The organism is Pseudomonas sp. TNT3, assembly GCF_010095445.2.
In the GTDB taxonomy this organism is placed as follows: domain Bacteria; phylum Pseudomonadota; class Gammaproteobacteria; order Pseudomonadales; family Pseudomonadaceae; genus Aquipseudomonas.
The window spans coordinates 1-26449 of the sequence record NZ_WFGV02000021.1; the positions used below are offsets into that span (position 1 = coordinate 1).

The window sequence follows — 26449 nt, forward strand, 5'->3', positions numbered from 1 at the left end:
CGTTTGGCCGACGCTGACGCCGGAGCCGACACTGCGCACCCGACCCTCGAAGACCTCGCCCGGCAAGGCATCCAGCACGATCGAGACCGGTGTATCGGGTTTGAGCAGGCCGAGGTTGTTCTCGGTCATGTCCGCGCTGATCCACACGTCGTGGATGGCGATCAGGGTCATCACTGGCGCGCCGGCCGCCGCGAACTGCCCGACGTCGGTGCGCAAATCGGTGACCAGTCCATTGGAGCGTGCGCGAATTTGCGTGTTGGCCTGGTCGAGCTCGGCCTTGGCCAGCGCTGTGGCGGCGCTGCGCAGCAAGGCGTTGTCTTGTTCATTGCCACCTTCCTGTTCGCGCGCCCGTTGAACTTCGGCCCGTGCGGCGGCTACCTGGCTGACGGCTTTTTCACGATCGGCCCTTGAGACCTCGAGCAGGCGTACCGAGATGGTGCCAGGGTCATCGCGATACAAGCCTTCAAGACGCTGATTCTCCTGACGAGCCTTGAGCTCATTGGCCTGGGCGGCACGCAGGTTGGCTTGCGCGGCGGCAATCCCGGCGGTGCTGGCGCCGACTTGGCGGCGGGTCGATTCAAGGTCCGCACGGGCGCGGTCGGCAGCTATCTGATAGGGCTGCGGGTCGACTTCGAACAGCACATCACCGGCCTTGACGTCCTGATTGTTGCGCACGTTGACCCGAATCACCCGGCCCGCCACTTCGGAAGCCACCGGAATCACAAAGGCGCCCACGCGTGCCTGTTGGGTATAGGGCGTGAAGCGATCCGCCAACAGGTACCAGGCGAGGCTCAGGATGATCAGCAGCAGGACCCACTTGATGCCTTTTTTTGCCGGATCGGCAGGCGGTTTGGCAATCTCGGGGGAGGGCGCGGGCGCTTCACTCATGATTATTCACCTTTTCCGGTTGCGCAGGCGCGGGCTCATCGAGCAAGTCGCCCCAGTCCGTGCGTTGTTTCATCTGTTGACGGGTGGCGTCGTCGACCCTTGGGAGAGCGCTGTACCAGCCACCGCCCAGGGCCTTGTAGAGGGCAATCACGTTGCTCACGGCATTGCTGCGGCTGACCAGGTAATTGTCCTGTTGTTCGAGCAATGCGCGTTGCGCATCCAGCACGCGCTGGAAGTCGGAATACCCTTCGCGGTATTGCGAGCTGGCCAGCACCAGAGACCGCTTGGCAGCGGTTTCTGCCTGGCTCAGGATCTGCTCGCGTTCCAGGGATTTGATCAGGCCGACGGCAGCATCATCGGCCTCCCGCGCGGCCTGGCGAACCTTGTCGCGGTAAGCCTCGATCAGTTCCTGCAATCGCGCATCCTGGAGCCGTACGTTGTTGCTGATCTGGCCATGGTCGAACAGGTTCCAGCGCAGGCTGGGCCCCCCCACCAGGTCCAGGCTTCGCGACGTCCCGCTCAAGGTGTCAGCCGACCAGACGATACTGCCGAGCAAGGTCAGCGAAGGGTAGAAGTCGGTTTCAGCCACGCCGATCAGGGCTGACTGCGCGGCGACGTCAAGCTCGGCTGCACGTACATCGGGCCGGCGCAGCAACAGGCTGGCCGGGACATCCTGGAGCACCGCACGGTCGACCAGGGGGATCAGGCCTTCATGGTTCGCCAGTGGCGGCAGCGCGCCGGGAGGACGCCCGATCAGGACGGCCAGGGCGTTGCGGGTTCGCGCGAGCTGGTCTTCGAAACCGGGAATGGTGCTCAGCGTGCCAAGGTACTGGGACTTGGCTTGTTGCAGGTCGAGCTCGGCGTTCTGCCCGCTCTTGAACAGTTTTTCGGTGATTTCAAAATTGCGCTTTTGCTGGCTCGCGTTGGCTTGGGCGACGCGCAGACGGGCTTCGGTGGTACGCAGCGAATAGTAGGTGTCGGCCACTTGTGCCCGCAGCAATACGAGCACGTCTTCATAGTTGGCTTGTGCGGCGAAGTAGCTGGCGTCGGAAGATTCGATGGCACGACTGAAGCGCCCCCAAAAATCCAGTTCCCAACCGACATCGAAGCCGGCGCTGTGCTGCCAGAAATGGTTGTCCTGCGGATTATTGCCACCCGATTGCCGGCGATTGACGTACAGGCTGTCGGCGCTGGCCTGCTGCAGTTGCGGATAGCGCCCGCTCTGGGCAATGCCCAACTGGGCGCGGGCTTGCATCACCCGCAATCCGGCGATTTTCAGGTCTGAGTTGTGCGCATCGGATTCGGCAATCAACTGGTCGAGCAGCGGATCATTGAACACGTGCCACCACTGACGGATATCCGGGTTCGGTCCCCGCTGGCTGGATTGCTCGATAGCCGCAGAGCTCCAGTGATCGACCCACGGCTCAGCCGGCGACTGGAAATTGGGGCCCAACTGCACGCAGCCACCCAGCGCTAAAGCACCGACCCACAGGACATGTTCCGGACGAATCAGCAGGGGGCTTTTTGCTTGCATCGAATGTTTTCCAGCGGCCGGATTCCAAGGGAGCATAGACGTCCATTCGCGCCTCGTCCGGTGTTACCCAATCGGCTCCGCTTTACAGCTCATTTGCCCGGCTCCCGGCTTTTGGAATAGCACGTCATCGGCGCTTTGCCAGAAACTGTAAAAACCCGTGCCGTCCTTGCCGCTGTATCGAATCCCCGAGCCACCGGGTTCCTGACTCAGGGTCATCGAGGTGCTCGCCCACCGGAGGTAGACAACGCCGGGATCGGCGTTGAAGAAAGTGGCGGAGATCAACACATTCAACCCGGCACATTTGAAGGCGAAGGGGCCCTCGGTGAGCCTGTCGGGGTCGCGGGTTCTGACAATGGCCGAGCCCTGGCGCAACTGGTAGGCGCGTTCGGCATAACGACCCACGGCGCAGGCTTTGGGATTTGCCTCGCTCGCACACTGATTGCGTAACAGGGTCCAGAATTGCTGATCGGTGATGACCTTTTCGGGAGGCGGAACCGAACGCTCGTCCGTCAGCGCCAGGCGATACAGACGATTCAATTCCAGGTCCATCCGCGCCAGCTGAGCATCGCGGCAGATCAACTTTTCAACCGGCGCTGTTGCTGTGGCGCAGTCGAAACTGGTCTTGAACATCGGCGCAGAAGTCGCCGCACTCGAACCGGTGACCATCGCCGCACAGATGACAAAATAACCTGTGCACTTGCCCGTAAGCATTTTCATGATCGATCCAGGTTGATTGGAAATCGGTACCACCAGGGTGAGCCACGTATTCCAGCCGTCCTGTCATCGAGGTTGCTCTTTGCATGGCAGGAAGGTTGCTGGCGCAGAATTGTATAGTAGCCACAGATGTGAAAAGCCAACGTGCAGGTGCTGGACGGCTTGCAGAATGGCCACCACTTTAGTCGTCTGTTTAAGCTGATAACACCAACGACGGTGAGTCTTATTCTATTTAATGGCTATCACCGTTAATATTAACCGCACGTGTTCAGTCTGATAATGCGTGGTATGGTTAGCCTTAAGATAGATAACGCTCATCGTGGTGCGCTTTATGAACGAATTTTTTCCGGTGTCCTGCGCCGATACGCTCAGCAAAATAGGCCTATTGGTCAAATCGAGACGTCTGGCATTGGGCCTGCGCCAAGCTGACTTCAAGGCGAGCCTGGGCATTTCCGAACACACGCTGCGCAAAATCGAGAACGGATCGGCGCTGGTCGACCTGCGATCGTTCATGCTCGTCCTGTGGCGCCTGGGCATCAACGAGACCGTATTCCACTCGCTGGAAGGCATCGAAACCACTTCGCAGGTCGCCCGTTACGTGACGGATGAGGACGCCTACCAGAGCATCGCCTCCAAGCGCGTGCGGTTGCCGAAACCCAAAGCGGAGGACTTCTGATGTCCCGTGCCTACATCTACATGGAGCACCCGGACACCGCAGAGATGCTGACCCTTGGCAGGCTGACACTGCAGGGGAAGTCTGGCGAATTCATTTATGCCCCTGACTATGTAGAGCGAGGTGGCTGGGTTCCGGATCCGGTCAACTATCCGTTGCGCGCCGAAGCCTACAAGGGCATTACCAAGAACCGCGGCATACCCGGGTTTATCAACGATGCCATGCCGGACGGGTGGGGCGAGCGCTTGCTCCAGCGCGCGTTCGGTCAAGTGCTGGCGCCGATCGAGTTTCTGCTCAAGTCCCCCAACAACGACCGCGTCGGCAACCTGCTGGCCGGGACAGCGACGGTTCCCGCACCCGGTCTGGGCGACGGTCCGGTACCCACGCTGAAAGGGTTGGCGAAATTCATTGAAGCGTGCGAAGCGGTGTATGACGGCCAACTGGACGATCAGTCGGTCGCGATGCTCAACATCCGCCACCAGCGTTCTGCGCTGGGCGGTGCGCGACCCAAGCGCACGTTGCAGGATAACGGGATGTTGATTCTGGCCAAGCCGCGAGACCGGTTCGATCAGTACGATTTCCCCTCGATCGAATACGCCTGCATGACGTTTGCCGCCTCGAAGGGAATGAACGTCGCCAAGACTGCGCTGCACGCCGAAACGCCCTCGACCCTGTTGATCGAGCGTTTCGACCGTACACCGTTGGCCGACGGCGCCAGGCGCATCCCGATGCTCAGTGCGCTCACCTTGCTCGACTCGGAGTGGAACGAGCAGTACCACCGCGACTGGCGTTATGCGGCAGTGGCCGATGAAATGCGCCGGCGCGGTGTCCCGGATGGCGATCTGCACGAGCTGTTCAAACGCATGTGCTACAACGCCTTGGTGGGTAACAGCGACGACCATCCGCGTAACCACTCGATCATCTGGCTTGCCGGACAATGGCGGCTCTCGCCGATGTACGACGTGTTGCCGATTGTCGATGAGGGGCCTGCGCAGACCCTTTCGATGGCCGTTGGCCGCGACGGTAATCAGATCAATCGCGCCAACCTGCTCAGCCATCACACACACTTTGCGCTGACCCGCGACCACGCGGAACACGTGCTGGACGAGGTCATCGGCTGGGAAGAAGAGCTGCAAGACTATTACTCGCGGTGGGTGCGCGGCGAGGAGCTGGAGAGGGTTCGGGATACGGTGAGCGCAGCGCGAATGCGGTAACTTGCTCCCCCCGAGTCAGCCGTCATTGATCATTGAGGGAGAAGGGCGCACGCGGTCTTCCCCGTGCGCTCTCGATAAATGGCCTCGATTCAGTACGGGCTTACTCCAGGCGCTCAATGTCGACGGAGTCACCCGATTTCATATCCAACTGAGAACGCACGTCTTCGAACATTTCGTCGTAGGGCTTGTGGATCGAAGCAATGCTGCTTTTGTCCTTCGGAATACCGTACTTCTCCGCAATTTTCGTGACGTTGCTGGCGAAGTTGTAGGCCTGATCCTTGGGCAGAAAAAACGTCTCAGTCATTTCCTTGCCCTGAATGGTGCCGTGCATAGTGAACTGCATGCCCTTGCCCTCCTTGGGATCCGTTGCGAGTTCATAGTCGATGCACAGGTTGTAGCTGACATCCTCCTTGTTCAGCGCGTGTCGCTCGATGTGCAAGTGACCTTGCTCAAACGTTGCCATGGACGTCTCTCCTTATAAGTAGGTAATGCCCGGTGTCGCCGTGCTGATACGCGTGCCGGCTGTGCCCTGGACGATCGCTTCAATGTCCGACAGTGAGCCGATCACCGCGACTTTTCCAGTATGGCGCGCGAATTCGCAGGCTGCCTGCACTTTCGGTCCCATGGAACCGGCAGCGAAGCCGAGTTTCTCTATGTCGTCCGGGTGCGCCTGGGCGATGCTTTTCTGCGTCGGTTTGCCGAAGTCGATAAATGCAGCGCTGACGTCAGTGGCGATCACCAGCAGATCGGCGTCAAGCTGTTCGGCCAGCAGCGCCGAACACAGGTCTTTATCGATCACCGCTTCGACGCCTTCCAGTTTGCCGGGTGAGGTGTACATCGTCGGAATGCCGCCACCCCCGGCGCAGATCACGATGCTGCTTTTTTCCAGTAACCATTTGATCGGGCGGATTTCGAAGATGCGTTTGGGTTTGGGACTGGCGACCACTCGCCGGTATTTATCGCCGTCAGGGGCAATGGCCCAGCCTTTCTCGGCAGCGAGTTTTTCCGCCTCGTCCTTGGTGTAGACCGGGCCGATGGGTTTGGTGGGGTTCTTGAAAGCCGGGTCGTTGGCGTCCACTTCGACCTGGGTCAGCAACGTGGCAAACGGCACTTCGAAATCCAGCAGGTTGCCCAGTTCCTGCTCGATGATGTAGCCGATCATGCCTTCGGTTTCTGCGCCGAGTACGTCCAGCGGGTAAGGCGATACCGAGGTGTAAGCGGCTGCCTGCAACGACAGCAGGCCGACTTGGGGGCCGTTGCCGTGGGCAATGACCAGTTGATTGCCGGGATGGATCTTGGCGATCTGCTCGGTGGCGATCCGGATGTTGGCGCGCTGATTGTCAGCGGTCATGGGCTCGCCCCGACGGAGCAGGGCGTTACCGCCCAGGGCAACGACGATAAGCATGGTGCATGTCCTTCTAGAAGAGAAAGCGGGCCTGTGGGAGCTGGCTTGCCAGCGATGGCATCAGCGCGGTGTCTCTGAAACACCGAGGTGCGGCCATCGCTGGCAAGTCAGCTCCCACAAGGAGCCGAGCCGGCCGTTAGAGATCCGCGAGGGTCGACACCAGAATCGCCTTGATCGTGTGCATGCGATTCTCCGCTTGCTCGAAGGCGATGCAGGCCGGGGACTCGAACACGTCGTCGGTGACTTCGATGCCGTTGCTCAGGTGCGGATACTGCTCGGCAATCTGTTTGCCAACCTTGGTGTCGCAGTTGTGGAAGGCCGGCAGGCAGTGCATGAATTTCGTGCGCGGGTTGCCGGTGGCTTTCATGAGTTCGGCGTTGACTTGATACGGCAGCAATTGCTGGATGCGCTCGGCCCAGGCTTCGACCGGTTCGCCCATCGACACCCAAACGTCGGTGTGGATGAAATCGACGTCCTTGACTGCCGCTTTCGGGTCTTCGGTGAGGGTGATACGCGCACCGCTTTCTTCACCGTATTGTTTGCAGCGAGCCACCAGATCGTCTGCCGGCCACAGCGCTTTCGGCGCGCAGATCCGCACGTCCATGCCCAGTTTGGCGCCGATCAGCAGCAACGAGTTACCCATGTTGTTGCGGGCATCGCCCAGGTAGGCGTAGCTGATCTCGTGGATCGGTTTGTCGGCGTGTTCGCGCATGGTCAGCACATCGGCGATCATCTGCGTCGGGTGGTATTCATCGGTCAGGCCGTTGAACACGGGCACGCCGGCAAACTTGGCCAGTTCCTCGACAATCTCCTGTTTGAAACCACGGTACTCGATAGCGTCGTACATGCGTCCGAGCACCCGGGCGGTATCCTTCATGCTTTCCTTGTGGCCGATTTGCGAGGAGTTCGGATCGATGTAGGTGACGTTGGCGCCCTGGTCATAGGCGGCAACTTCGAAGGCGCAACGGGTGCGGGTCGAGGTCTTTTCAAAGATCAGCGCGATGTTGTTGCCCTTGAGATGCTGCTGCTCGGTCCCGGTGTACTTGGCACGCTTGAGGTCGCGGGACAGGTCGAGCAGGTAGCGCAATTCTCTGGGCGTGTGGTGTTCCAGGCTCAGCAGGTTGCGGTTGTGAATGTTGAAAGCCATTTTGGATCTCCTCGAGTCGGGTAATCCCCTTGGCGACGCCCGACAAGCTCGCACCAAGGTTTATCAGGTTAGTAGTCGATCGGGTCGCGGATAATCGGGCAGGTCATGCAATGGCCGCCGCCACGTCCGCGTCCGAGTTCTCCGGCGCTGATGGTGATGACTTCCACACCGGCCTTGCGCAGCAGGGTGTTGGTGTAGGTATTGCGGTCGTAGCCAATGACCACGCCCGGCTCCACGGCAACCACGTTATTGCCGTCGTCCCATTGCTCGCGTTCGGCGGCAAAGCTGTTGCCGCCGGTTTCAACCACGCGCAGGGACTTGAGATTCAGCGCGGCGGCGACGGTGTCGAGAAAGCTGGCTTCTTCCAGATGAATATCGATGCCGCCGGATTTGCTCTCGTCGGGGCGCAGGGTAAAGGCGACAATCTGGTTCACCACTTCGGGGAAGATGGTCACTACATCGCGGTCGCAGAAACTGAATACGGTATCCAGGTGCATCGCGGCGCGGGACTTTGGCAAGCCAGCGACGATCACTTTTTCAACGGCTTTGTGCTTGAACAGGTTCACCGCCAGTTGGCCGATGGCCTGACGGGACGTGCGTTCGCCCATGCCAATCAGCACGACGCCGTTACCGATCGGCATCACATCACCGCCCTCGAGGGTGGAGTTGCCGTGCTCCTGGTCCGGATCGCCGTACCAGATCTGGAAATCGGCGTTGGTGAATTCGGGGTGGAATTTGTAGATGGCGGTGGTCAACAGGGTTTCCTGGCGGCGTGCCGGCCAGTACATCGGGTTCAATGTCACGCCACCGTAGATCCAGCAGGTGGTGTCGCGGGTGAACTGAGTGTTGGGCAGGGGCGGCAGTATGAAGCTGGAGCGGCCGAGGAACTCGCGGAACATCTCGATGGTTTTGCCGCCGAACGTGGTCGGCAGGTCATCCGCCGACACACCGCCGATCAGGAACTCGGCGGTCTTGCGCGGCTCCAGGCTGCGCAACCAGGAGCCCACTTCATTGATCAGACCCACGCCCACCGAGTTGGCGGTGATCTTGCGCTGCAGAATCCAGTCGAGGGCTTCGGGGATGGCAACGGTGTCGGTCAGCAGGTTGTGCATTTCCAGCACGTTGATATTGCGTTCGCGCATTTTGGTGACGAAATCAAAGTGATCGCGCTTGGCCTGCGCCACCCACAGCACATCATCGAACAGCAATTCGTCGCAGTTGTTAGGGGTCAACCGCTGGTGCGCAAGGCCAGGGGAACACACCATAACTTTTCTCAGTTTTCCCGCTTCAGAATGGACGCCGTATTTCGTTTTTTCCGCGGTCATTTCCGTGATCCTCCGGATAACAAAAAAACACCTGTCGTGGTCAATGCTCAGCCATATTTCATTGTTGTTCTAAAGACTTTTATGTTGCCGGGTGGCAAAACGTCATTGCAGTGAAGTGCCGTACTCACCCATGGGTTAAAGCAAAATTCAAGCGTAGCCGACGAAGCTTAGTCGCTGGTTTGTTTTTTGTGCTTTGTAAGTCACCAGTACTTTCAACATGCCGCTCGACGGCGTATTACAGGCATAAACGCTATTTCTGAGTTGTCGCACTAGAGTGGATGGTTATAAAAGAAAAGTAATTACGTTGATCGGACAAGCAGGTTTTGACTTTATGCATTAACTTAATTAAGTCGCGTAATGGTCACGCTCGGTAGTTGCGCTGGGCAGGGAGGAACAGCAATGCCACAACCGGTGCAAAAACTGCGACTTAGTGCATTGATTGCCTTGGTAGTGGGGTCGATGATCGGCGGTGGGATCTTTTCCTTGCCACAGAACATGGCAGAGCGCGCTGAAGTGGGGGCTGTGATCATCGGCTGGGCGATCACGGCGGTGGGCATGCTGACGCTGGCTTTCGTTTTCCAGACCCTGGCCAATCGCAAACCGGAACTGAATGCCGGAGTGTATGCCTACGCCAAGGCAGGGTTCGGCGACTACATGGGTTTCTCGTCCGCCTGGGGTTACTGGATGAGTGCCTGGCTGGGCAATGTCGGCTATTTCATTCTGCTGTTCAGCACCCTGGGTTTTCTATTTCCCGTCTTTGGCCAGGGCAACACACCCACGGCCATCGCCAGCGCATCGGTGCTGTTGTGGACCGTGCATTTTCTGGTGATGCGCGGGATCAAAGAGGCGGCGTTCATCAACCTGGTGACCACCGTGGCCAAGATTGTGCCGCTGATCATGTTCGTCGTGATTGCCGCCGTAGCTTTCAAGGCCGATATCTTTACCCGTGACATCTGGGGGCGGAGCAACCCGAGTTTTGGCAGCGTGATGGATCAGGTGCGCCACATGATGCTGGTCACGGTGTTCGTGTTTATCGGCATCGAAGGCGCCAGCGTCTATTCGGCCCGGGCGGAAAAACGGGAGGACGTGGGCCGGGCGACAGTCATTGGTTTTCTCGGGGTGTTGGCGTTGTTGGTGCTGGTCAACCTGCTGTCGCTCGGGATCATGGCCCAGCCGGAACTGGCCACCTTGCAGAACCCGTCGCTGGCCGCGGTCCTGGAACATATTGTTGGCCCGTGGGGGGCGGTGCTGATCAGCGTTGGCCTGGTGATTTCACTGTTGGGCGCCTTGTTGTCGTGGGCATTGCTGTGTGCCGAAATCCTCTTTTCCACGGCGAAAGACAAGACCATGCCGGCGTTCCTGACCAAGGAAAATGCCAACCACGTGCCGGTCAACGCGTTGTGGATGACCAACGTGATGATTCAACTATTCCTGCTGATCACGCTGATTTCCGCCGGCACCTATACCAAGCTGATCTACCTGGCTTCATCAATGATTCTAGTGCCGTACCTGTGGTCGGCGGCTTATGCCGTGTTGTTGAGCAGCCGAGGTGAAACCTACGAAAACGCACCGGCAGAACGAATCAAGGACTTGTTGATCGGCGGCATCGCCTTGGGGTATGCGGTGTGGTTGCTGTACGCCGGCGGGTTGAAGTATTTGCTGCTCTCGGCGTTGCTTTATGCACCGGGGGTGATTCTGTTTGCCTTGGCCAGACATGAGCAAAAACAGCCGTTGTTCACCCCGATCGAGAAGGCAGTATTTACCCTCGTGATCATCGGTGCCGGGGTGGCGGCCTATGGTCTTTACAGTCGTCTACTGACGCTGTGACGGGGCGCTTACACGCCATTTTTGGTGCGGCGTTGTTGTCTGCAAGCCTGGTCTACACTCTGTCGACTGACACATCGCAAGGGAGGCAACCATGCTCGATTACTTTGCTCTCGGCATTTTGATATTCGTGGGGCTTGTGTTGTTCTACGGGATCATCGTGCTGCATGACATCCCTTACGATATTGCTAAACACCGTAATCATCCTCATCAGGACGCGATCCATGCCACAGGCTGGGTCAGTCTGTTTACCTTGCACGCCTTGTGGCCATTTCTGTGGATCTGGGCGATGGCGTATCGCGAGGATCGGGGCTGGGGTTTCGGTGACGGGAAGTCACCACAAAGCCACGTCGTGCATCTGGAGCAACAGGTCGCCGAACTGCAACAACGCGTTGAGCAACTGGAGTCGTCAGCAGGAAGGTCGCGGGTCATTCCCACGCCGGACAATCTTGGCGGGGGGATTTGAACCATGGATCTACTGCTCATCCTGACCTACGCCGCCTTTTGCGTCGCGCTGTTCAAGATTTTCCGCATACCGCTGAACAAATGGACGGTTCCCACGGCCGTACTGGGCGGGATCATTATGATCGGCGCGTTGATCTTCACGATGAACTACAACCATCCGTACTCTGAAGTTGCGCGCTCTTATTTTGTCTCTGTGCCAGTGATTCCCGTGATCAGTGGCCAGGTGATCGATGTTCCGGTTCAGACCAACCAGCCACTGGAGAAGGGCGATGTACTGTTTCGCATCGATCCCACACCCTTTGAGGCCCGGTTGAAATCCGTCAAGGCTCAACTGGTCGCGGCGAAAGGCGATCGTTTTCGGATCACTGAGTTGATGAAGCGCAATTTCGGTACCCAGCGCGAGCTCGATACGGCCATCGCCAGAACCGATGATTTGCAGGCGCAATTGGACAATGCGCAGTTCGAACTCGACAACACCACCGTTCGCGCGCCGAGCAAAGGCTTCGTGACGCATGTTTCCCTGCGTCCCGGCATGATGGCAAGCAGGCTGCCCTTGCGCCCCTCGATGGTATTCATTCCGGAGGAGGGGCAGTACTTCGCTGCGTGGATGCGGCAAAACAGCTTGCTGCGACTGTCACCCGGCGATGAAGCCGAAGTTGCCTTCGACGGCATTCCCGGCAAGGTGTTCCAGGGCAGGGTCAAGAGCGTCATCTCCGTCATTGCGGAGGGGCAGGTGCAGCCTTCGGGCACGCTGATCAGCTTTACCGGCTCGCCTCCCCCGGGCCGGGTTCCGGTCATCATCGAAATAACAGATCCCGAATTTGCCCCTTACCGCAGCCTGATGCCGGGTGGCGCCTATGGGCAGGCGGCACTCTATAGCCAACACTTCCACCACATCGCAATGATGCGCAAGATCCTGCTGCGCATGTCGGCCTGGATGAACTACATCTTCCCGTTTCATTGATGTCCGTGCTTGATCTTTCAGGCGGCAAGGAGCATGGCGAAGTAACCGAAGACGGTGAGCAGGATGCCCGACACGGCGAACGCCACCGGGAACCCCACCCACGGCACACTGCTGCCAATCTCTGCAGCCGCCTCGCTGCAAGGGCCGGAGTGGCTGCGAGCACCCGCCATGCCGCCCATCAAGACGGCCGGATTGATCTTCATCAGGTGATAGCCGACGACCCACACCGCAAAGGGTGGCAGCAGGCAGACGACGAAACCCACGGCGAAGATCTGTACGGCGAGGGTGCCCGTGAGCTGGCTCAACAGGGTTGCGCCGGCATTGACCCCGACGATGGCGACGAACACCAGCAGGCCCATGTCTTCGAGGATGTTCCGTGCCGCGTTGGGCGTGTTGCCGAAAAAACGCAAGCGTGAGGACAGCGATGAAACGATGATCCCTGACACCATCAGGCCGCCGGCGTTACCCAGGCCTACGGCAGCGCCAAAGGCCGGGAACTGGATAAGGCCGATCAACAGGCCCAGGGTCATGCCGACGAACAAGGTCAACAAGTCGGTCACGGTGCTGGGGCGGGCGATGACGCCGAACAGTTTGCCAGCCTGCCGCACGGCGCTGGTCAGGCCGGTGACAAATAACACATCGCGACGCTGCAATTGGGTTTCCGGGCCGATCGGCAGAGGGACGCCCCCGCGCTCGAGGCGAGTCAGTTGCAGCTGGCCGGCGAGGCTTTCTCCTCGGAATTCCACAAGCTTCCTGCCGATGACCGCTTTCTCGGTGACCAGAATCTCCGCCTGATCCAGTTGCACGCCTAATGCCTTGGGGTCATGGACTTCCGGGCCGATGACCCCGATGTTGGCAGTGAGGTCCTTGTGCGAGCCGCCCAGGGCGATGACGTCTCCAATTTGCAACTCAATCAGTGGATCGGCCCCGATGGATTCATCTGCACGGCACACATTGACAACGCGGTACTCAGGGAAGCGAGCGCGAAACTCGTTGATGGTCAGGCCGGCTGTTGCGGGATTCTCCAGGCGGTAGGCGCGCAAGCCGAAAGCCACATATCCGGTCAGGCCCATGTCGTCGACTTGAAGAATTCCGTGTTCGGCTTCATAGCGACGCGCCGCTGCCTTGGCATCGACGCCCCACCAGCGAGGCATGTATTTGCACATCAGCACGATGCCGATCGTGCCCCACAAATAGGTGATGCCGTAGCACAGGGTAATCATTGCCGAGACGTCCGCAGCCGTAGTGCCAGGCGGGAGCTGGATGGCGCCCGAGGCCACCGCCTGCTCAGCCGAGCCGATGGCCGAGGACATGGTGGTGGCCCCCGCAAGAATGCCGCCGGCGGCGCCGATCGGTAACTGGAACAGCTTCGTACCGGCCACGACCACCAGCAGGCTCAGCACACTGCAGATGACTGCCAGCAGAGTGAACTTCAGCCCGTCGCCCCTGAGGCTATTGAGGAACGAGGGACCTACCCGCAGGCCAACGCCGTACATGAACAGGTAGTAGAAAAGGTTCATGGTGAACGTGTCGATCTTGAAGGTGACGCCATACAGGGAACCTGCAATGGCCACCGCGCATCCGACCAGGATGGCGCCGGCAACCATGCCTAATCCATAGCCCTTGATTGTGATGCGCCCGACCAGCACCGCCAGGCTGACCACCCCGAATAACAGCATGTAAGGGTTGGCATTGAGAAACGTGAAGAGTGCTTGCACGTATCGATCTCCTTGGGCGGTCCTTCAATGGATCGCTGTGCAGTTGGGTCGGGAGTTGGGTGAGCGGCGCCAGTTCCTCAATATGGAACAGGCGAGTGGCGAGGGGATTGTGCTCGCTGGAAGCTCTTCTTAAGTGAAGCATTACACCCGGAGGCGGCCCGCCGGGTGCAGCCGCTAAGGCAAGGCGTAGGCGCTGAAGAGTTTTTTCGCCGAATCGCTGATGCCTCCCAGGTACTTGTCGTAAGCCTGTTCGATCTCGCCCGAGCGATACATCTCACTCAATACCGTATCGACCAGCAGGCGGAAGTCTTCATCGCCGCGCTCGACCATCATCGACGCCGGCGCGTACTCATAGATACGGCCCAGCACCACCAGCTCGCCGTTGGGGTAGTCCCTCGCGATACGGCTTTTCAGCAGTATGCGATCGGCGAAGAACGCATCGGCTTTTCCGTCGGCGACCAGCTTGATCCCGTCATCGTTATTCTTCACCGTGACCAAGGTGGCGATCACGCCGAGTAAACGCATCTGCTGGCGTACCCACTGCTCCGTGACGCCACCTTCGGCGGTGGCGTAGGTTTGCCTGGCCAGGCCGTTGTTGATTGTCGCTCGCCAGGTTGGGCCGTCATTCGCCACCTCGCCGTTGAGTACCTTGATCAAGGCTTCGGGTGAGTGTTTGTGGACCACGGCAGAGAGTCCCGCCGTGTAGACCGGTATCGAGTAGCTCACTGATTTGCGTCGCTCCAGCGTAGCGGCCGTCGGCGTACAGAGGATGTCGATTCTGCCGGAGCTGACGGCGCTCACCTCTTCGGCAATCTTTATCGCCTCGAGGCGCACCTGCAACGACGGCAGTCCCAGTTCGGTCTTGACCTGGTCAGCGATTTTCAGGCACAGATCCATGGCGTAACCATTGGCCTTGTCACCAACGCGGGTGCTGAACGGAGCGAAGTCCGGTAGGTAGCCCAACGTCAGGGTGTTGCTGGCGCGCACACGCTCCAGGGTATCGGCACCGGCTATCACCGGCAGCATCGAGAGCACGCAAGCGAGCAGCATGCTCAACGGTTTGGTCGATAACAGGTTCATAGGCTGTTCCCCCTATTCAGATCAGCTACCGGTTCGTTGACAAATCGCTTGGCGAGGAAGCCATAGAGCAAGTAGCCGAAGGCCAGGACCAGCGTGCCGCCCATCACCGCATCCTTGCCGCAGGCGTACAAGGCATACAACGAGTAGGCCACCGCAATCAGCAACACCACCAGGTTGCGCGTGTACACCGCAGACCCGACGTTGGCTTTGTGCATGATCACCAGCAGGCCGGTGAGCGCTGTTATGTACGGAATCAAGTTGGTCACTGCCGCCAGACTGACCAGTTTGCTGAACTGCGCAGCGGCATCGGGGGAGATGGTCGACAGGGCCATCAGGGTCTGCAGCACGCCGCAGGCAATCATGCCGACGACAGGCGCGTTCATGGAATTAACCTTGCTGAACAGTTTGAGAAACAGGTTCTGGTCGGCCGTCATCTTGGCGGTTTGCGCCAGCGTAAATTGCCAACCCAACAGCGAACCCACACAGGCCATCACCGCCAGCGCCATGATGATGTTGCCCACCATTGGGTTGAAAATTTTTGCGTAGACCAGCGCGAACGGCGCCGAGGAATTGGCCAGCTCGGCGTTAGGAATGATGCCCTGGATGACGGTGGTCGAAAGGACGTAAACCACCGCTGCGCCGAGCGTCCCGAACAGACAAGCCAGCGGCACATTGCGCTTGGGATTCTCCACCGCATCGGTGGCTTGAGCGGCCGACTCCATGCCCAGGAAGGCCCAGAGGGTCAGCGGGATGGCTTTGGAGATGGCTTCGGAAATGGGCAGGCTATTGGGGTTCCAGGCGGCCACCAGTACATCGGGCTTGAACCAGAACCAGCCAATGATGCTCAAGCCGGCCACCGGTATGATCACGCCCCAGACCGTGAAAGCCCCGATCTTGCCGGTGATGCCGGGTCCCCCGAAGTTGGCGACGATGGTCAGCCAGATCAACCCGACCGTGCCGACGAACAGGGGAATGGCACCGCTGCTTAGCCAGGGAAAAAAAGCGGACATATAACCGACCGCGGAAATGGCCACCGCCACGTTGGCGATCGCCAGCGACAGAAAATACAGGTACGAACACAGGAAAAAGCCTGATTTGGAGTGGGCTTCTTCGGTGTACGCGGACAAACCGCCAGATCGCGGACAGAACACGCCGCACTGAGCGAAGCAATACGCAATGGCCATCGAACCAATTGCAGTAAAGACCCACGACAACAGTGAAACGGCACCCAGTTGAGCCATGTTGGTGGGCAACATGATAATGCCAGACCCCATCATGTTGACCGTGACCAACGTCGTGAGCCCCATCAGGCTCATTTTCTTGCTTGAATCAGCCATCGCACACTCCTTGCTCGGATGAACAGCCGGTGACGCTGGGGCCTGCGGGTTACTGCGCCGCGAGGGGGAAGGGTTGAAACTTATTAGTTGAAACTTTTTTCGTCACGCTCTCAACATGGAGTGGCAAGTAACCCGCCCTCCGAACTCGACATTCAACTCGTGACACCTCACCGTCAGGTGACGAAGATGCCGGGGTTGTACTTACGCAGGTTCAACAGCAGAAGAGGGTAGTCGTTCTTCCTCGGGATGAACTGTTCGTCGTTCAGCGTCGTCGTCGAAGAAATCTCAGGGTGTGCTCGCGAAAGAATTGGCGAGAAGCCGGGAAGGTGATCAGAACCGTATCAAGGGCAACGACTTTCAAAGCACTCATTGAAAAGTTCTCCCAGTCGGCAGTCACGCCGGGGCGTTTCAGGGTAGATGCCTGGCTGTTTACAACGATGAGTTTGAAACCGGAAGATTTGACATATTGTGTATAGATCAAATCAGAGAATCTGATTCCTGATTTACGACGCCCTGACGTCCAGACGCACGTTCAGCGGTCTTACATGCGACCGAAACCATGACACGCGTTCGTCAACTTGATGACATGACAGTCTCGAAACGGACTGCTCTTTCTCGCTAGATCGCTGATTAAACTAAAAAATGCGCAACGCGATGACGCCCTTGTTGAAGACGGTTGCTGTAGTTGAAATGGGAGTGAGGGGGCGTCAGACCGATTGTCGGATCGTCGTAGAAGCAGGCAGTTTTGATAGAGGAGGGTGGCCGCTCACAACATCAGAGGCCGTACGACACAAGATGGAAACCCAGCCAAAAAAAGCTAGGGCGTAAAGCCCTAGCCGATAGCAGTTGTCACTTTTTCTTCTTCGCTGGCTTGTCTGCCTTCTCTGATTTCTTCGCCTTTTCTGGCTTGCTATCAGCTTTTTTTGCAGACTTCTTCGGTTCGGCATCTTTTTTCTTGTCTTTCTTTTCAGAAGATTTCGAAAGAGCCGAGGCCGCTGCTGATTTTTTTTCCGGTGATGCCTTCTTGTCTTTCAATTCCTTGCTGGCTTTAGAAGCTTCACCTTTGGATTTCTTATCGTCTTTAGCCACGTTGACCACCTCTCGGATTATGCCGTTGTTGGCAAATTGCCTATGGGATTTTTCCACAAGCTGATCATTAGGCGAGCGCGTCGAAAAGCGGTTCAACTTTTTTGATGTGTGGCATCACGACCATCGCCGGCGAAAGGACTCCGCGACCTGAACGGTAAGGGGAGTGCGCTAATGGCTATCGGGAGACGAGTTTATTAAATCGCTCACGCGCGATCTGAGGTCATTCAGACTAAAAGGCTTGGTTAAAATCCCGGTGGTCGCATCGACCGTGACCAATCTCGCGCCACCCGCGAAGCCGGTGATAAAAAGCACTTTGAGTTTCGGATACCTGGTCCTGAGTTCGGCCGATAAACCGATTCCGTTCATTGATCCAGGAAGGCCTATATCGGTTAAGAGTAAATCCAGATGCTCGATATTTTCCGCTTGCTTCATTGCTGACACGCTATCGACTGCTTCAATGACGTGATAACCGATTTCGGATAAAAGCTCCGATGTTGTCTGCCGAACGACCGCTTCGTCGTCCACCAGCAAAACAGTTTCATTATTGCCGAATGGCTCTGGCTGATGAGATTTGTCCGAGGCTTTCTGAGCGTCATCAGGAGGCGAATTGTCGACTGGAAAATACAGGGTCACCGTTGTTCCAACACCCACACTGCTGTGAACTTTTACCTGTCCACCCGATTGCTGGGTAAATCCGTAGATCATCGAAAGACCTAATCCTGTTCCTTCACCAATCTTCTTGGTCGTAAAAAACGGGTCGAATATGCGCGACAAGATGTCTGGATTGATGCCAGTACCTGTATCGGTGACGGAGATGCTCACATAAGCCCCAGGTGGCAACATTTTGTCGGAGGAGGACGCTTCATCCATGACGCATCGGTCGACCTCCAGATCAATCGCGCCTCCTTCCGGCATTGCGTCTCTGGCGTTGATCGCAAGATTGAGCAGGGCATTTTCCAGCTGGTTGAGGTCGCACCGGATACGATCGTTTGCACGGAACGAGCACTCGACAATGATGCTGGGCCCGACTGTACGACGAATGAGGTCTTCAAGGCCGGCCACAACTTGGCGAGGTTCCAACAGTTCGGGCTCGAGTGATTGCTGACGAGAAAACGTCAAGAGACGTTGCGTTAGCGCCGCCGCCCGAGAAGCAGAGGTCATCGCCAAGGCGTTAAAGCGAGCCAGGTCGGAGAAACGGCCAGCGTCTATGCGTCGCTGCATCAGCTCCAGACTACCCATGACGCCCGCCAACAGATTATTGAAGTCATGGGCTATGCCGCCTGTCAGTTGCCCGACAGCTTCCATTTTCTGACTTTGCCGAAGCTTGGATTCCATCACGGCGCGCTCATGCTGTTCGTCCTCAAGTTGCTGAGTACGTTGCGCGATACGGTCTTCGAGCAAGTCATTCCATTCGCGCAGTGCGCTTTCCAGCTGTACCCGTTCGTCGATGTCCTCGAAGGTGCCATACCATTGCTCGCATTGTCCGGCTGCATCGAAACTGCATAGCGCCCGAACTCTAAACCAACGGTAATCGCCACCCTGTTTTCGCAAGCGTATTTGTAAATCGAAGGGCTGCAGCGTGCCCAGTGACTGAGTCCACAGTGCGGCGATTGACACCTGATCCGCTGGGTAAGCGGCGTTGGCCCATTCGCGTTCCAATGTTTGCGCAGGTGACAATCCGGTGTACTCATACCAGCGTGGGTCAATAGAGAGAAGGTTGCCGTCCTTGTCAGCAGACCAGGGCCATAGCGGATTCAACTCGGCTGCGATGCGGTAATGTCGCTCGCTTTCACGCAATCTTTGTTCCGTAAATCGCATGGTTTCCTGGGTGTTGGAACGCTTCAACACTGCGCCCAGCAAGTTGCTGTAACCCCGGAGGAAGTCGATATCGCTGTCTGTAAACTCACGGGGAGTGCGACTATCAACCTCGAAGATTCCAAAGGGGCGTTCACCCTTGGCGCCATGGACTAAAACATTGACGAAGGCTTTTACCCCGTTGTCTTTCTGAAAGTCGTGATAACGGAAACGGGTTTCCGTCGCAATATCTGTCGAGACAACGGGCGCATGGGTATTGAGGGAGTACAACTCCGGACTGTCTTCAGATGCTTTTACTCGAACTTTCCCAACGACATCGGGCGCCCAACCCACGCCATTCCTCACGAAGAATGTGATGCCGTCTCCTTCGAGCAGCATAAATTTGGCGAGATTGGTTTCGAGGGCGTCGCCGACTAATCGACAGGCCTCATCGAGGATGTGTTCCAGGTCATCTGACGCCAAGGCAAGCTCGCCAAATTTGGCAAGCACTTTGCGCTGGCGAAGTAGCGTGTCCTCGATTGTCATAGGTTCACCAATGAGGGGTTTTAGTATCCGAGGCCTGAGCGCAGCCCAGGTTCAATTTCCATGATCGGTACGCCCTCCGCTAAAGAACAACGCTTTAGTTGCCGCTTATCAAGTCTAGTAAACATCGAGGCTTTGGTATGGAGATCGGCGTAAGGCTGCGTCGATGGACGTCTATGAACCGTCAGTCGTATGCGCGTGTTCTCAATAGAACCATCCGCGTGAATCCACTCGTCGCGAGCGCTGTAGTTTCATTGTTTCAGGCGGGCACCAACAATCCCGTGATAGTGATCGCATGTCCGGAGGCGGACAGGGGACGAATCGGGGAGGGGAGTTCGCCGACGATAAACAGGACATGTCCAAACCAGGCCAGAAAGGTGGCCAGGCTTCAGGCGGACAACAGTCCCGCAAGCCAGATCAATCGTCCAGCGGTGGACGCGATAGCAATGTTGCTGATGACGATTCATCCGATATGGGGCGCAAAGACGGCGGGATGAGTGGCGGTGGAGGACACAACCCCTAATGCGCGCTGACATGATCAAGCCCCGAACCTTTCGGGCCTTGATTTAGATTTGTAGATCAAACGGCAAACGCGTAACCCGAGGATGTCGACGGTATTGGTGTGCACTGGATGGTGAGCGAGGGTAGGAAGATCCATCATTAAAAAGTCGCCGATGGATTATCAGAGTCGAGATACCTTGAAGGGCGGGTATTTCCAAACAAACATAACTCTACTAAATAGCCGTTTAGTGTAGTTAGCTAACGATCTTCATATATAGGGGCAGGGTGCATCTAACTGATGATTGCAGTCGTGGCTGACAGAATAATGAAAAAGATGATAAACGCTGAAGTTTCAGTCCGCAATTCCTGATGATTAAGCAGCGATACGGAGCGTTTTAGACCCTTGGTACGCCAGGCGGACCGGGTTAACACCGAGGTTCAGAAACTGGATTTTTTTGATTTGTTAAGTAGCGTTAGGAGTAAGTCAGATTGCTGATCAGACATCCACACACTGTAGCCGGCCTACAAGGTGTTGGCTGGCAGGAAATGCTCTCTAGCCGCTGATCGCAGGTACGCGCCTGAACATTCCACACCTGCGTGAAGATTACCCAGCATTGTCTTTCCTGCGTATGGCAGTACTTGAAATCTGCGCACGAGCGCCATGCTGAGTGCCGCAGATTTCACACAGCGACGTGCATGCTGTGCGTATGCCGTTAGTAGATTTGTAAACAACAGGCTGTCCATCAATAGCTGCGTCAAACCAAACGACTCTGTGAATCTAAACACGGGGCACGCATTGCCAGACTCGGAAAAGCTTTTTCGGGATAACTACGCGGAACATCAGCAAATCCATGAGCGTGAAAGAGGTCTGCTGATCACCAGCCAGAAATGTCACGGTGAATGCTTTCCATGCTAAAAACGCCTATATGCGAAATCCGGTCCTGGAGGAGAAAAGCGGGCTTTCAGATCTGCGTGCAACCGGGCTAATCTTGTAACCTGGTATTGCGTGTAATGTATATTATGTTAAATCATGTGTCTGCATTGCTTCTGAGTAGCCTGCTCTTGCTTGCGACTTCGAGAATTGAAACCAATTTCTCCAATCCGCTTCTGAGATCCCCATCTCGCGAGTAAATTGGCGTTTTGAGCCGATGTACCGAACGCTTGAGGAACATCAACAAACAGTCAATCGGCATGGGTTACCTTGGTTTGACGCTCGTATCCTGAGGATTCGCCATGCCTTCTATCCCCACCGAAGTGGATGTCGCCATTATCGGCGGCGGCCAGTCCGCACTCGCCGTGGCTTACTTCCTGCGCAGAACCAAGCGCTCCTTCGTGATCATCGATGCCGAACAAGGGCCTGGCGGCGCCTGGCGGCACGGCTGGAATTCGCTGCGACTGTTTTCACCTTCAACCTGGAGCTCCATCCCCGGCTGGATGATGCCGCCGGTCACGGACGGCTACCCGAGCCGCGACAACGTACTCGATTACCTGCGCCAGTATGAACAGCGCTACCATTTCCCCATCGAACGCCCCTATTGGGTAGATGCTATTGAGCGCCGGGACAATCGCCTGCACGTCAAGGCCCAGGGCCGCAGCTGGCTGGCGCGCACGGTGGTCAGTGCAACCGGTACCTGGCGCCATCCCTTCGTGCCGCGTTACCCCTGCAGCGAAACCTTTACCGGAGAGCAATTGCATTCGGCCCACTACGTCGACGCCAAGCCGTTTGCCGGGAAAAAAGTCCTGGTGGTGGGAGGCGGCAACTCCGGCGCGCAGATCCTCGCTGAAGTCTCCCAAGTGGCCGATGCCATATGGATCACCCCGCAGCCGCCGCAATTTCTCGCAGATGACGTCGATGGGCGAGTGCTGTTCGAACGCGCCACCGAACGCTGGAAAGCCCAACTCGCCGGCATCGTCGTTGAGCAACCGATCGGCGGGTTGGGCGATATCGTGATGGTGCCGCCGGTGCTCGACGCCCGCGAGCGTGGTGTGCTGCACGCAGTTCGACCTTTCCAGCGCTTCACCGAAACCGGTGTGGCGTGGGTCGATGGCTCGCAAACACCGGTCGATGCGGTGATCTGGTGCACCGGTTTCCGCCCCGCCCTCGGCTATCTGGAATCACTGGGCGTGTGCACCGCCGATGGACGTGTCGCCGTCGAAGGCACGCATTCGATTCGCGAGCCGCGCTTGTGGTTGGTGGGTTATGGAGACTGGACAGGCGCCGCTTCCGCAACACTGATCGGCGTCACCCGCACGGCGCGCAGTACCGTTGAGGAGATTGAGCAGTTTTTAACGGCGCAGTGAGTCGGCCAGCCCCGGGTCAGGAGCGCGGGATGGACGCGTTGTTCGTGCTGTCGGTGGCCGTTATAGAACTGGTTTCCATTTTCGGCGTTGCTGCAAACTCGGCAGCCAGGCGCTTGCGGTGGACGGTCGCCATTGCGTTTTCCATCGCAGCATTGACGATACTCCAAACCCTGGAACAACAATTTGCGCTGGAGAAGCTTCATGAATGTCGATTGGCTTAACTTCACTCCCTGGTCATCGCTGGCCGGTGGCGCATTGATTGGTCTGGCTGCCAGTCTCTTCGTCGTTGCCAACGGGCGCATCGCAGGCATCAGCGGTCTGATCGGCAGTCTTTTACAGCATCGCAGCGAGGGAGCCATTGAGAAAGCGCTGTTCCTCCTGGGCCTGCTCATCGCTCCGCTTTTATGGGGACTGTTTGCCACCCTGCCCCATATTGAATTCCAGAGCGGTTGGTTCGGACTAACCATCGCCGGAGTATTGGTGGGCATCGGCACCCGCTACGGTTCGGGCTGCACGAGTGGACATGGGGTATGCGGCCTATCACGCCTGTCGCTGCGCTCTATGGTCGCCACGGTGTGTTTCATGTTCAGTGGTTTCGCTACGGTGTTTGTCTTGCGTCATTTGCTGGGAGGTTGAACTTGATCAAACTGAGTGCATTCATTGCCGGCCTGCTGTTCGGCTTGGGCCTACTTCTGGCAGGCATGGCCAACCCGGGAAAAGTACTGGCTTTCCTGGACTTAGCCGGTGCCTGGGACCCTTCCCTGGCGTTCGTCATGGTTGGGGCAATTGGCGTAGCGATCAGCCCGCTCACCTGGGCACGCCAGCAATCGAGTTCGCTACTCGGAAAACCCATGCAGATACCGATCAAACGTGAGTTGGACTCGCGCCTGATTGGCGGCAGTCTGTTATTTGGCATTGGCTGGGGAATAGCAGGCATCTGTCCTGGTCCCGCAGTGGCCATCCTGTTAACTGGACACTGGCAAGCCTTCGTATTCATGTTAGCCATGCTGGCTGGCATGTTGTTGTTCACTGCGCTGGAGCGCCGGCGCAGCCATTGATAGGGCGATCGCCATGAACGTCGCCTTTGGCTTGAGTGAGTATGCCGTGAGAGCCTCCTGACGCCACCTGTTGTGGGCCTCCCTATGGCACGACGCTGCCCCACTACTCGCTCTGACCACCCGTTCAGGGAACGGCGGCGTCATCTGTCGGTTTGTCAGTAGTGATGAGCCTCTCGATGCCCCAGTCACCAGGCTCGCCAATCCTCGCCGAATAGTTCGGCCGGATGCATCGTCCGGTCGGAGCCATTGCCGCAGACCAGAGATTTCGCCGGACAATACCGGTCGCACCCCCAACAGATCCGTTCGGGGTGCTTGGGGTTGATGGGGAAGTTCTTGGTCATGCCGATCTCCGGTCGTTGAAGTCCATCTGGGTGCCCCCCCGTCGAACCGTTATTCTTACCGGATGCTCATTGGTCTTACTCATGTCAGCCCCTTTTGCCGGACTTGTTTTTCTAGCGCCAATCCAGATAACGAAACAGTTCCTCCTCCTGATCAAAATGCAGTCGCACGAGGGTATCCAGACGAATCAATTGATGCTGGATCTCATCAGTCGGTTGCGTTGCGGGGGCGGCGCTGAAGTCGCTACTCATGCGCGCCAGTAAATGGATAAGTCGAAAGATCTCCCGGTGAACGTGACTCATGGCAGACATCGGGTCCTCGCCTGGCAGGCTTCGCGTCAGCAGGGGGTACAGTGTGTCTTCATCTTCGTGTTCATGCTGCGCCAGTGATGTTTGCAGCTTGTTGACCAGCGCCACCAGGTCGGCTTGTGCTTGCGCAAGTGGGCGCTGGGCGAAGTCGTTGGCCAGTTGGTGCAAATCGCTCAGTACGGTGGAGAGTTGCTGGTGTTCAGCTTGCAGGCGATCAATATTCTCAGCGGTAAGCTTTCGTTTTCTCAGCCCCCGCAACGGCCCCAGTGCCCGCAAGGCGTTAATGATGATCACCACGTCGATGCCCTCCTGCACTACGGCGCCAATCAGCGGCGGCAGGTAACCGAGGGCCGCCACCACCATGGCCAGTAACGACATTCCCATGCCGACCAGCACGCCCTGGCGGGCGATGTCGCGGGTGCGTCGGGCAATGTCCAGCGCCTCGACCAGACGATCCAGACGATCCACCAGCAGCACAACACCAGCGGCTTGTGCAGAAGCAGTGGCACCGCTGGCCCCCATGGCTACACCGACATTGGCCGCCGCAAGCGCGGGGGCGTCGTTGATGCCATCGCCGACCATCAATGTGCTAGTGCGCAGGCTCGCTTGCTGTACCGCACGCACTTTATCCTCAGGGGTCAACCCGGCATGCAGCTCGTCAATCCCGGCGGACAGCGCAATCATCTCGGCGGTTTCCAGGCGGTCCCCGGTTAGCATGACGATCTTTTCGATACCTCTATTGCGCAGTCGACGCAAAGTCTGCGGCGTTTCGCGCCGAACGTTGTCCGAGAAAATCAGCAGGCCCGCGAGTTTCCCATCCACGTCGATGAAGCTACCACTGCACGCCAGGTAATCCATGTGCCGTAGCATGGCGTCGACCCAGTCAGTTCCAGGGGCGTCTTTGTGAGCAAAAGACAACGTGCCGAAACGCACCTGCACGCCATCGACATGCCCAGAAAGTCCAGAGCCCGGGCTTTCTTCTACGTCCTGCGGGACGCTGAGAGGCAATTGACGCTGATGCGCCGCTTCAACAATTGCCTGCGAGACAGGATGCGTCGAGGCCTGCGCCAGTGAAGCGGCCAGGCCAAGCAGGCGCTGCGGATCGGCCAGTCCGTTGACCTCTATCGACTGCAGACGGGCGTGGCCGCTGGTCAGCGTGCCGGTCTTGTCGAGGAACACCTGCTTGATTGCGGCCAACGCTTCCAGGGTCACGCCGTCCTTGATCAGGATTCCGCGCCGCGCGGCCCTCGAAATACCCGACATGATGGCAATCGGTACAGCCAGAATCAAAGGGCAAGGTGTGGCCACCACCAGCACTGCCAGCGCTCGCAAAGGATCTCCACTCAAATACCAAGCCAATCCGGCAAGCAGCAACGTCAGTGGGATGAAGAACAATGCATAGCGGTCGGCCAGGCGAACGAAGGGTGCGCGTGAACGGCGTGCCGCCTCGGCCAGCCGCACTATGCCTGCATAGGTACTCTGCGCGGCCGTTCGCGTGGTGATTAGCAGAATGGGCGCACCGACATTGGACACGCCACTGGACAGTTGCTCGCCCTCTCGACGGGTTACGGGCAACGACTCACCACTGAGCGCCGATTCATCCAGAATCGCCGCAGGACTCAGCAGCCGACCGTCGACCGGTATCACCTCCCCCAGTCGCACCAACAATGTTTGATGCAGTTGGACCTGCTCAACGGGGATCTTGCGCAAGCCACCCTCCTCCTGTAACCAGGCAAAACGTGGCGCCCGATCGATAAGCGCACGAAGCTCGCGCTCGGCGCGTTGCTTGGTGAAAAACTCCAGGGTCCGCCCGGACGCCAGCATTAAGGCGATCACCGCGGCCACCAGTGTCTGCTCGAAGACCAGAGCGGCGGTGATCGACAGCAGCGCGATCAGGTCCACACCAGCCTCGCGCCGGGCCAGACGCCTGACGATTTCAACGAGCAGTACCGCAGACATCACCAGACTGCCTGCTGCCCAGCACATCGATGCCCAATCAGGTTTCTGCGTAATATGCGCGACGCCCCCGGCCAGCAGCGTCAGTGCGGTGAGCAGCAATAGTAGGGGGTCCAGCCACTTACTGAGCATCGAAGTGAGTTCCTCAAAAAAGCGATTCGCATGCCTCGCTGTAAAAACATCTGCCGCTCATCGAGATAGAGCTTAGGACTCGAATGTCTTTCGTGTCCGCCGGTGCGCAGCAATTGAGGCGTTGGACACAAAACATGTCA

Annotated in this window: 22 protein-coding genes and 1 pseudogene; 9 read left to right on the top strand and 14 right to left on the bottom strand. The window is 57.8% G+C overall.

The genetic code is table 11. The features are described from left to right. The 3 genes from GBC55_RS14375 to GBC55_RS14385 all read right to left on the bottom strand — a co-directional run. Window positions 1-888: HlyD family secretion protein (locus tag GBC55_RS14375; RefSeq protein WP_247266909.1), on the bottom strand; the 888-nt coding region annotated here is incomplete at its 3' end. Then, complete coding sequence (locus GBC55_RS14380; protein WP_162438009.1) at window positions 881-2422, bottom strand: TolC family protein; 1542 nt, start codon at window positions 2420-2422, stop codon at window positions 881-883. The genes GBC55_RS14375 and GBC55_RS14380, both read right to left, overlap by 8 nt. A gap of 63 nt (window positions 2423-2485) precedes the next feature. Continuing rightward, entirely contained in the window at window positions 2486-3088 is a 603-nt protein-coding gene (locus tag GBC55_RS14385) for an MliC family protein (RefSeq protein WP_247266912.1), read from the bottom strand. Window positions 3089-3467: 379 nt separating this feature from the next. Between GBC55_RS14385 and GBC55_RS14390 the strand changes: the two genes are divergently transcribed. Together GBC55_RS14390 and GBC55_RS14395 are read left to right on the top strand one after the other, a co-directional pair. Next, window positions 3468-3812 (top strand): helix-turn-helix domain-containing protein, encoded by a 345-nt coding sequence (locus GBC55_RS14390; RefSeq protein ID WP_162438010.1) that lies wholly within the window; start codon window positions 3468-3470, stop codon window positions 3810-3812. Then, on the top strand, window positions 3812-5023 hold the full coding sequence (locus GBC55_RS14395) for a type II toxin-antitoxin system HipA family toxin (protein ID WP_162438011.1): 1212 nt from the start codon (window positions 3812-3814) through the stop codon (window positions 5021-5023). Before GBC55_RS14390 ends, GBC55_RS14395 begins: the two co-directional genes overlap by 1 nt. A gap of 100 nt (window positions 5024-5123) precedes the next feature. On the opposite strand, the gene GBC55_RS14400 is transcribed toward GBC55_RS14395, so the two are convergent. The 4 genes from GBC55_RS14400 to arcA all read right to left on the bottom strand — a co-directional run bounded on the left by GBC55_RS14400 (window position 5124) and on the right by arcA (window position 8900). Continuing rightward, on the bottom strand, window positions 5124-5486 hold the full coding sequence (locus tag GBC55_RS14400; RefSeq protein WP_162438012.1) for a DUF5064 family protein: 363 nt from the start codon (window positions 5484-5486) through the stop codon (window positions 5124-5126). A gap of 12 nt (window positions 5487-5498) precedes the next feature. Continuing rightward, window positions 5499-6428 (bottom strand): carbamate kinase, encoded by a 930-nt coding sequence (gene arcC, locus GBC55_RS14405; RefSeq protein ID WP_162438013.1) that lies wholly within the window; start codon window positions 6426-6428, stop codon window positions 5499-5501. A gap of 136 nt (window positions 6429-6564) precedes the next feature. Continuing rightward, a complete protein-coding gene (locus tag GBC55_RS14410) occupies window positions 6565-7575 on the bottom strand; it encodes an ornithine carbamoyltransferase (RefSeq protein ID WP_162438014.1) in 1011 nt (336 codons plus the stop codon). Window positions 7576-7643: 68 nt separating this feature from the next. After that, the gene (gene arcA / locus GBC55_RS14415) at window positions 7644-8900 is read right to left on the bottom strand and encodes an arginine deiminase (protein ID WP_162438015.1); all 1257 of its coding nucleotides are present in this window, start codon (window positions 8898-8900) and stop codon (window positions 7644-7646) included. A 399-nt stretch (window positions 8901-9299) separates the two neighbouring features. Here arcA and arcD point away from each other — a divergent pair, with 399 nt between their 5' ends. The 3 genes from arcD to GBC55_RS14430 all read left to right on the top strand — a co-directional run bounded on the left by arcD (window position 9300) and on the right by GBC55_RS14430 (window position 12153). After that, window positions 9300-10727 carry an arginine-ornithine antiporter gene (gene arcD, locus GBC55_RS14420; protein ID WP_162438016.1) on the top strand — a complete coding sequence of 476 codons (1428 nt, stop codon included), beginning with the start codon at window positions 9300-9302 and terminating at the stop codon, window positions 10725-10727. A 91-nt stretch (window positions 10728-10818) separates the two neighbouring features. Beyond that, window positions 10819-11190: a DUF3302 domain-containing protein gene (locus tag GBC55_RS14425; RefSeq protein WP_162438017.1), complete on the top strand. Its 372-nt coding sequence runs from the start codon at window positions 10819-10821 to the stop codon at window positions 11188-11190. Between the two features lie 3 nt (window positions 11191-11193). Then, window positions 11194-12153, top strand: coding sequence for an HlyD family secretion protein (locus GBC55_RS14430; protein ID WP_162438018.1), 960 nt, complete (start codon window positions 11194-11196; stop codon window positions 12151-12153). 17 nt (window positions 12154-12170) lie between these two features. Here GBC55_RS14430 and GBC55_RS14435 read toward each other — a convergent pair whose 3' ends face one another. From GBC55_RS14435 to GBC55_RS14455, 5 genes are all read right to left on the bottom strand, one after another. Further along, window positions 12171-13871 (bottom strand): TrkA C-terminal domain-containing protein, encoded by a 1701-nt coding sequence (locus tag GBC55_RS14435; protein ID WP_162438019.1) that lies wholly within the window; start codon window positions 13869-13871, stop codon window positions 12171-12173. A gap of 174 nt (window positions 13872-14045) precedes the next feature. Further along, window positions 14046-14951 (bottom strand): amino acid ABC transporter substrate-binding protein, encoded by a 906-nt coding sequence (locus tag GBC55_RS14440; RefSeq protein WP_162438020.1) that lies wholly within the window; start codon window positions 14949-14951, stop codon window positions 14046-14048. Next, complete coding sequence (potE, locus tag GBC55_RS14445) at window positions 14948-16288, bottom strand: putrescine-ornithine antiporter (RefSeq protein ID WP_162438021.1); 1341 nt, start codon at window positions 16286-16288, stop codon at window positions 14948-14950. The genes GBC55_RS14440 and potE overlap by 4 nt, the downstream gene beginning before the upstream one ends. An 849-nt stretch (window positions 16289-17137) precedes the next feature. Beyond that, entirely contained in the window at window positions 17138-17386 is a 249-nt protein-coding gene (locus tag GBC55_RS14450; protein WP_162438081.1) for a hypothetical protein, read from the bottom strand. Window positions 17387-17545: 159 nt separating this feature from the next. After that, on the bottom strand, window positions 17546-19717 hold the full coding sequence (locus GBC55_RS14455; RefSeq protein ID WP_162438022.1) for an ATP-binding protein: 2172 nt from the start codon (window positions 19715-19717) through the stop codon (window positions 17546-17548). A 1731-nt stretch (window positions 19718-21448) separates the two neighbouring features. On the opposite strand from GBC55_RS14455, the gene GBC55_RS14460 reads away from it, so the two are divergent. Genes GBC55_RS14460 through GBC55_RS14475 form a run of 4 tightly spaced genes read left to right on the top strand, consistent with a single transcriptional unit; the run spans window position 21449 to window position 23574 of the window. Further along, window positions 21449-22516 (top strand): ArsO family NAD(P)H-dependent flavin-containing monooxygenase, encoded by a 1068-nt coding sequence (locus GBC55_RS14460; protein ID WP_178114304.1) that lies wholly within the window; start codon window positions 21449-21451, stop codon window positions 22514-22516. A gap of 29 nt (window positions 22517-22545) precedes the next feature. After that, window positions 22546-22737, top strand: coding sequence for a hypothetical protein (locus GBC55_RS14465; RefSeq protein WP_162438023.1), 192 nt, complete (start codon window positions 22546-22548; stop codon window positions 22735-22737). Then, window positions 22718-23152, top strand: a complete 435-nt coding sequence (locus GBC55_RS14470; RefSeq protein WP_162438024.1) for a YeeE/YedE family protein — start codon at window positions 22718-22720, stop codon at window positions 23150-23152. Before GBC55_RS14465 ends, GBC55_RS14470 begins: the two co-directional genes overlap by 20 nt. Before the next feature lie 2 nt (window positions 23153-23154). Further along, entirely contained in the window at window positions 23155-23574 is a 420-nt protein-coding gene (locus tag GBC55_RS14475; protein ID WP_162438025.1) for a DUF6691 family protein, read from the top strand. 124 nt (window positions 23575-23698) lie between these two features. Here GBC55_RS14475 and GBC55_RS14480 read toward each other — a convergent pair. Continuing rightward, window positions 23699-23915: pseudogene (locus GBC55_RS14480) on the bottom strand (DUF3079 domain-containing protein). Window positions 23916-24026: 111 nt separating this feature from the next. Continuing rightward, window positions 24027-26309 (bottom strand): heavy metal translocating P-type ATPase, encoded by a 2283-nt coding sequence (locus tag GBC55_RS14485; RefSeq protein WP_162438027.1) that lies wholly within the window; start codon window positions 26307-26309, stop codon window positions 24027-24029. Between the last annotated feature and the right edge of the window lie 140 nt (window positions 26310-26449).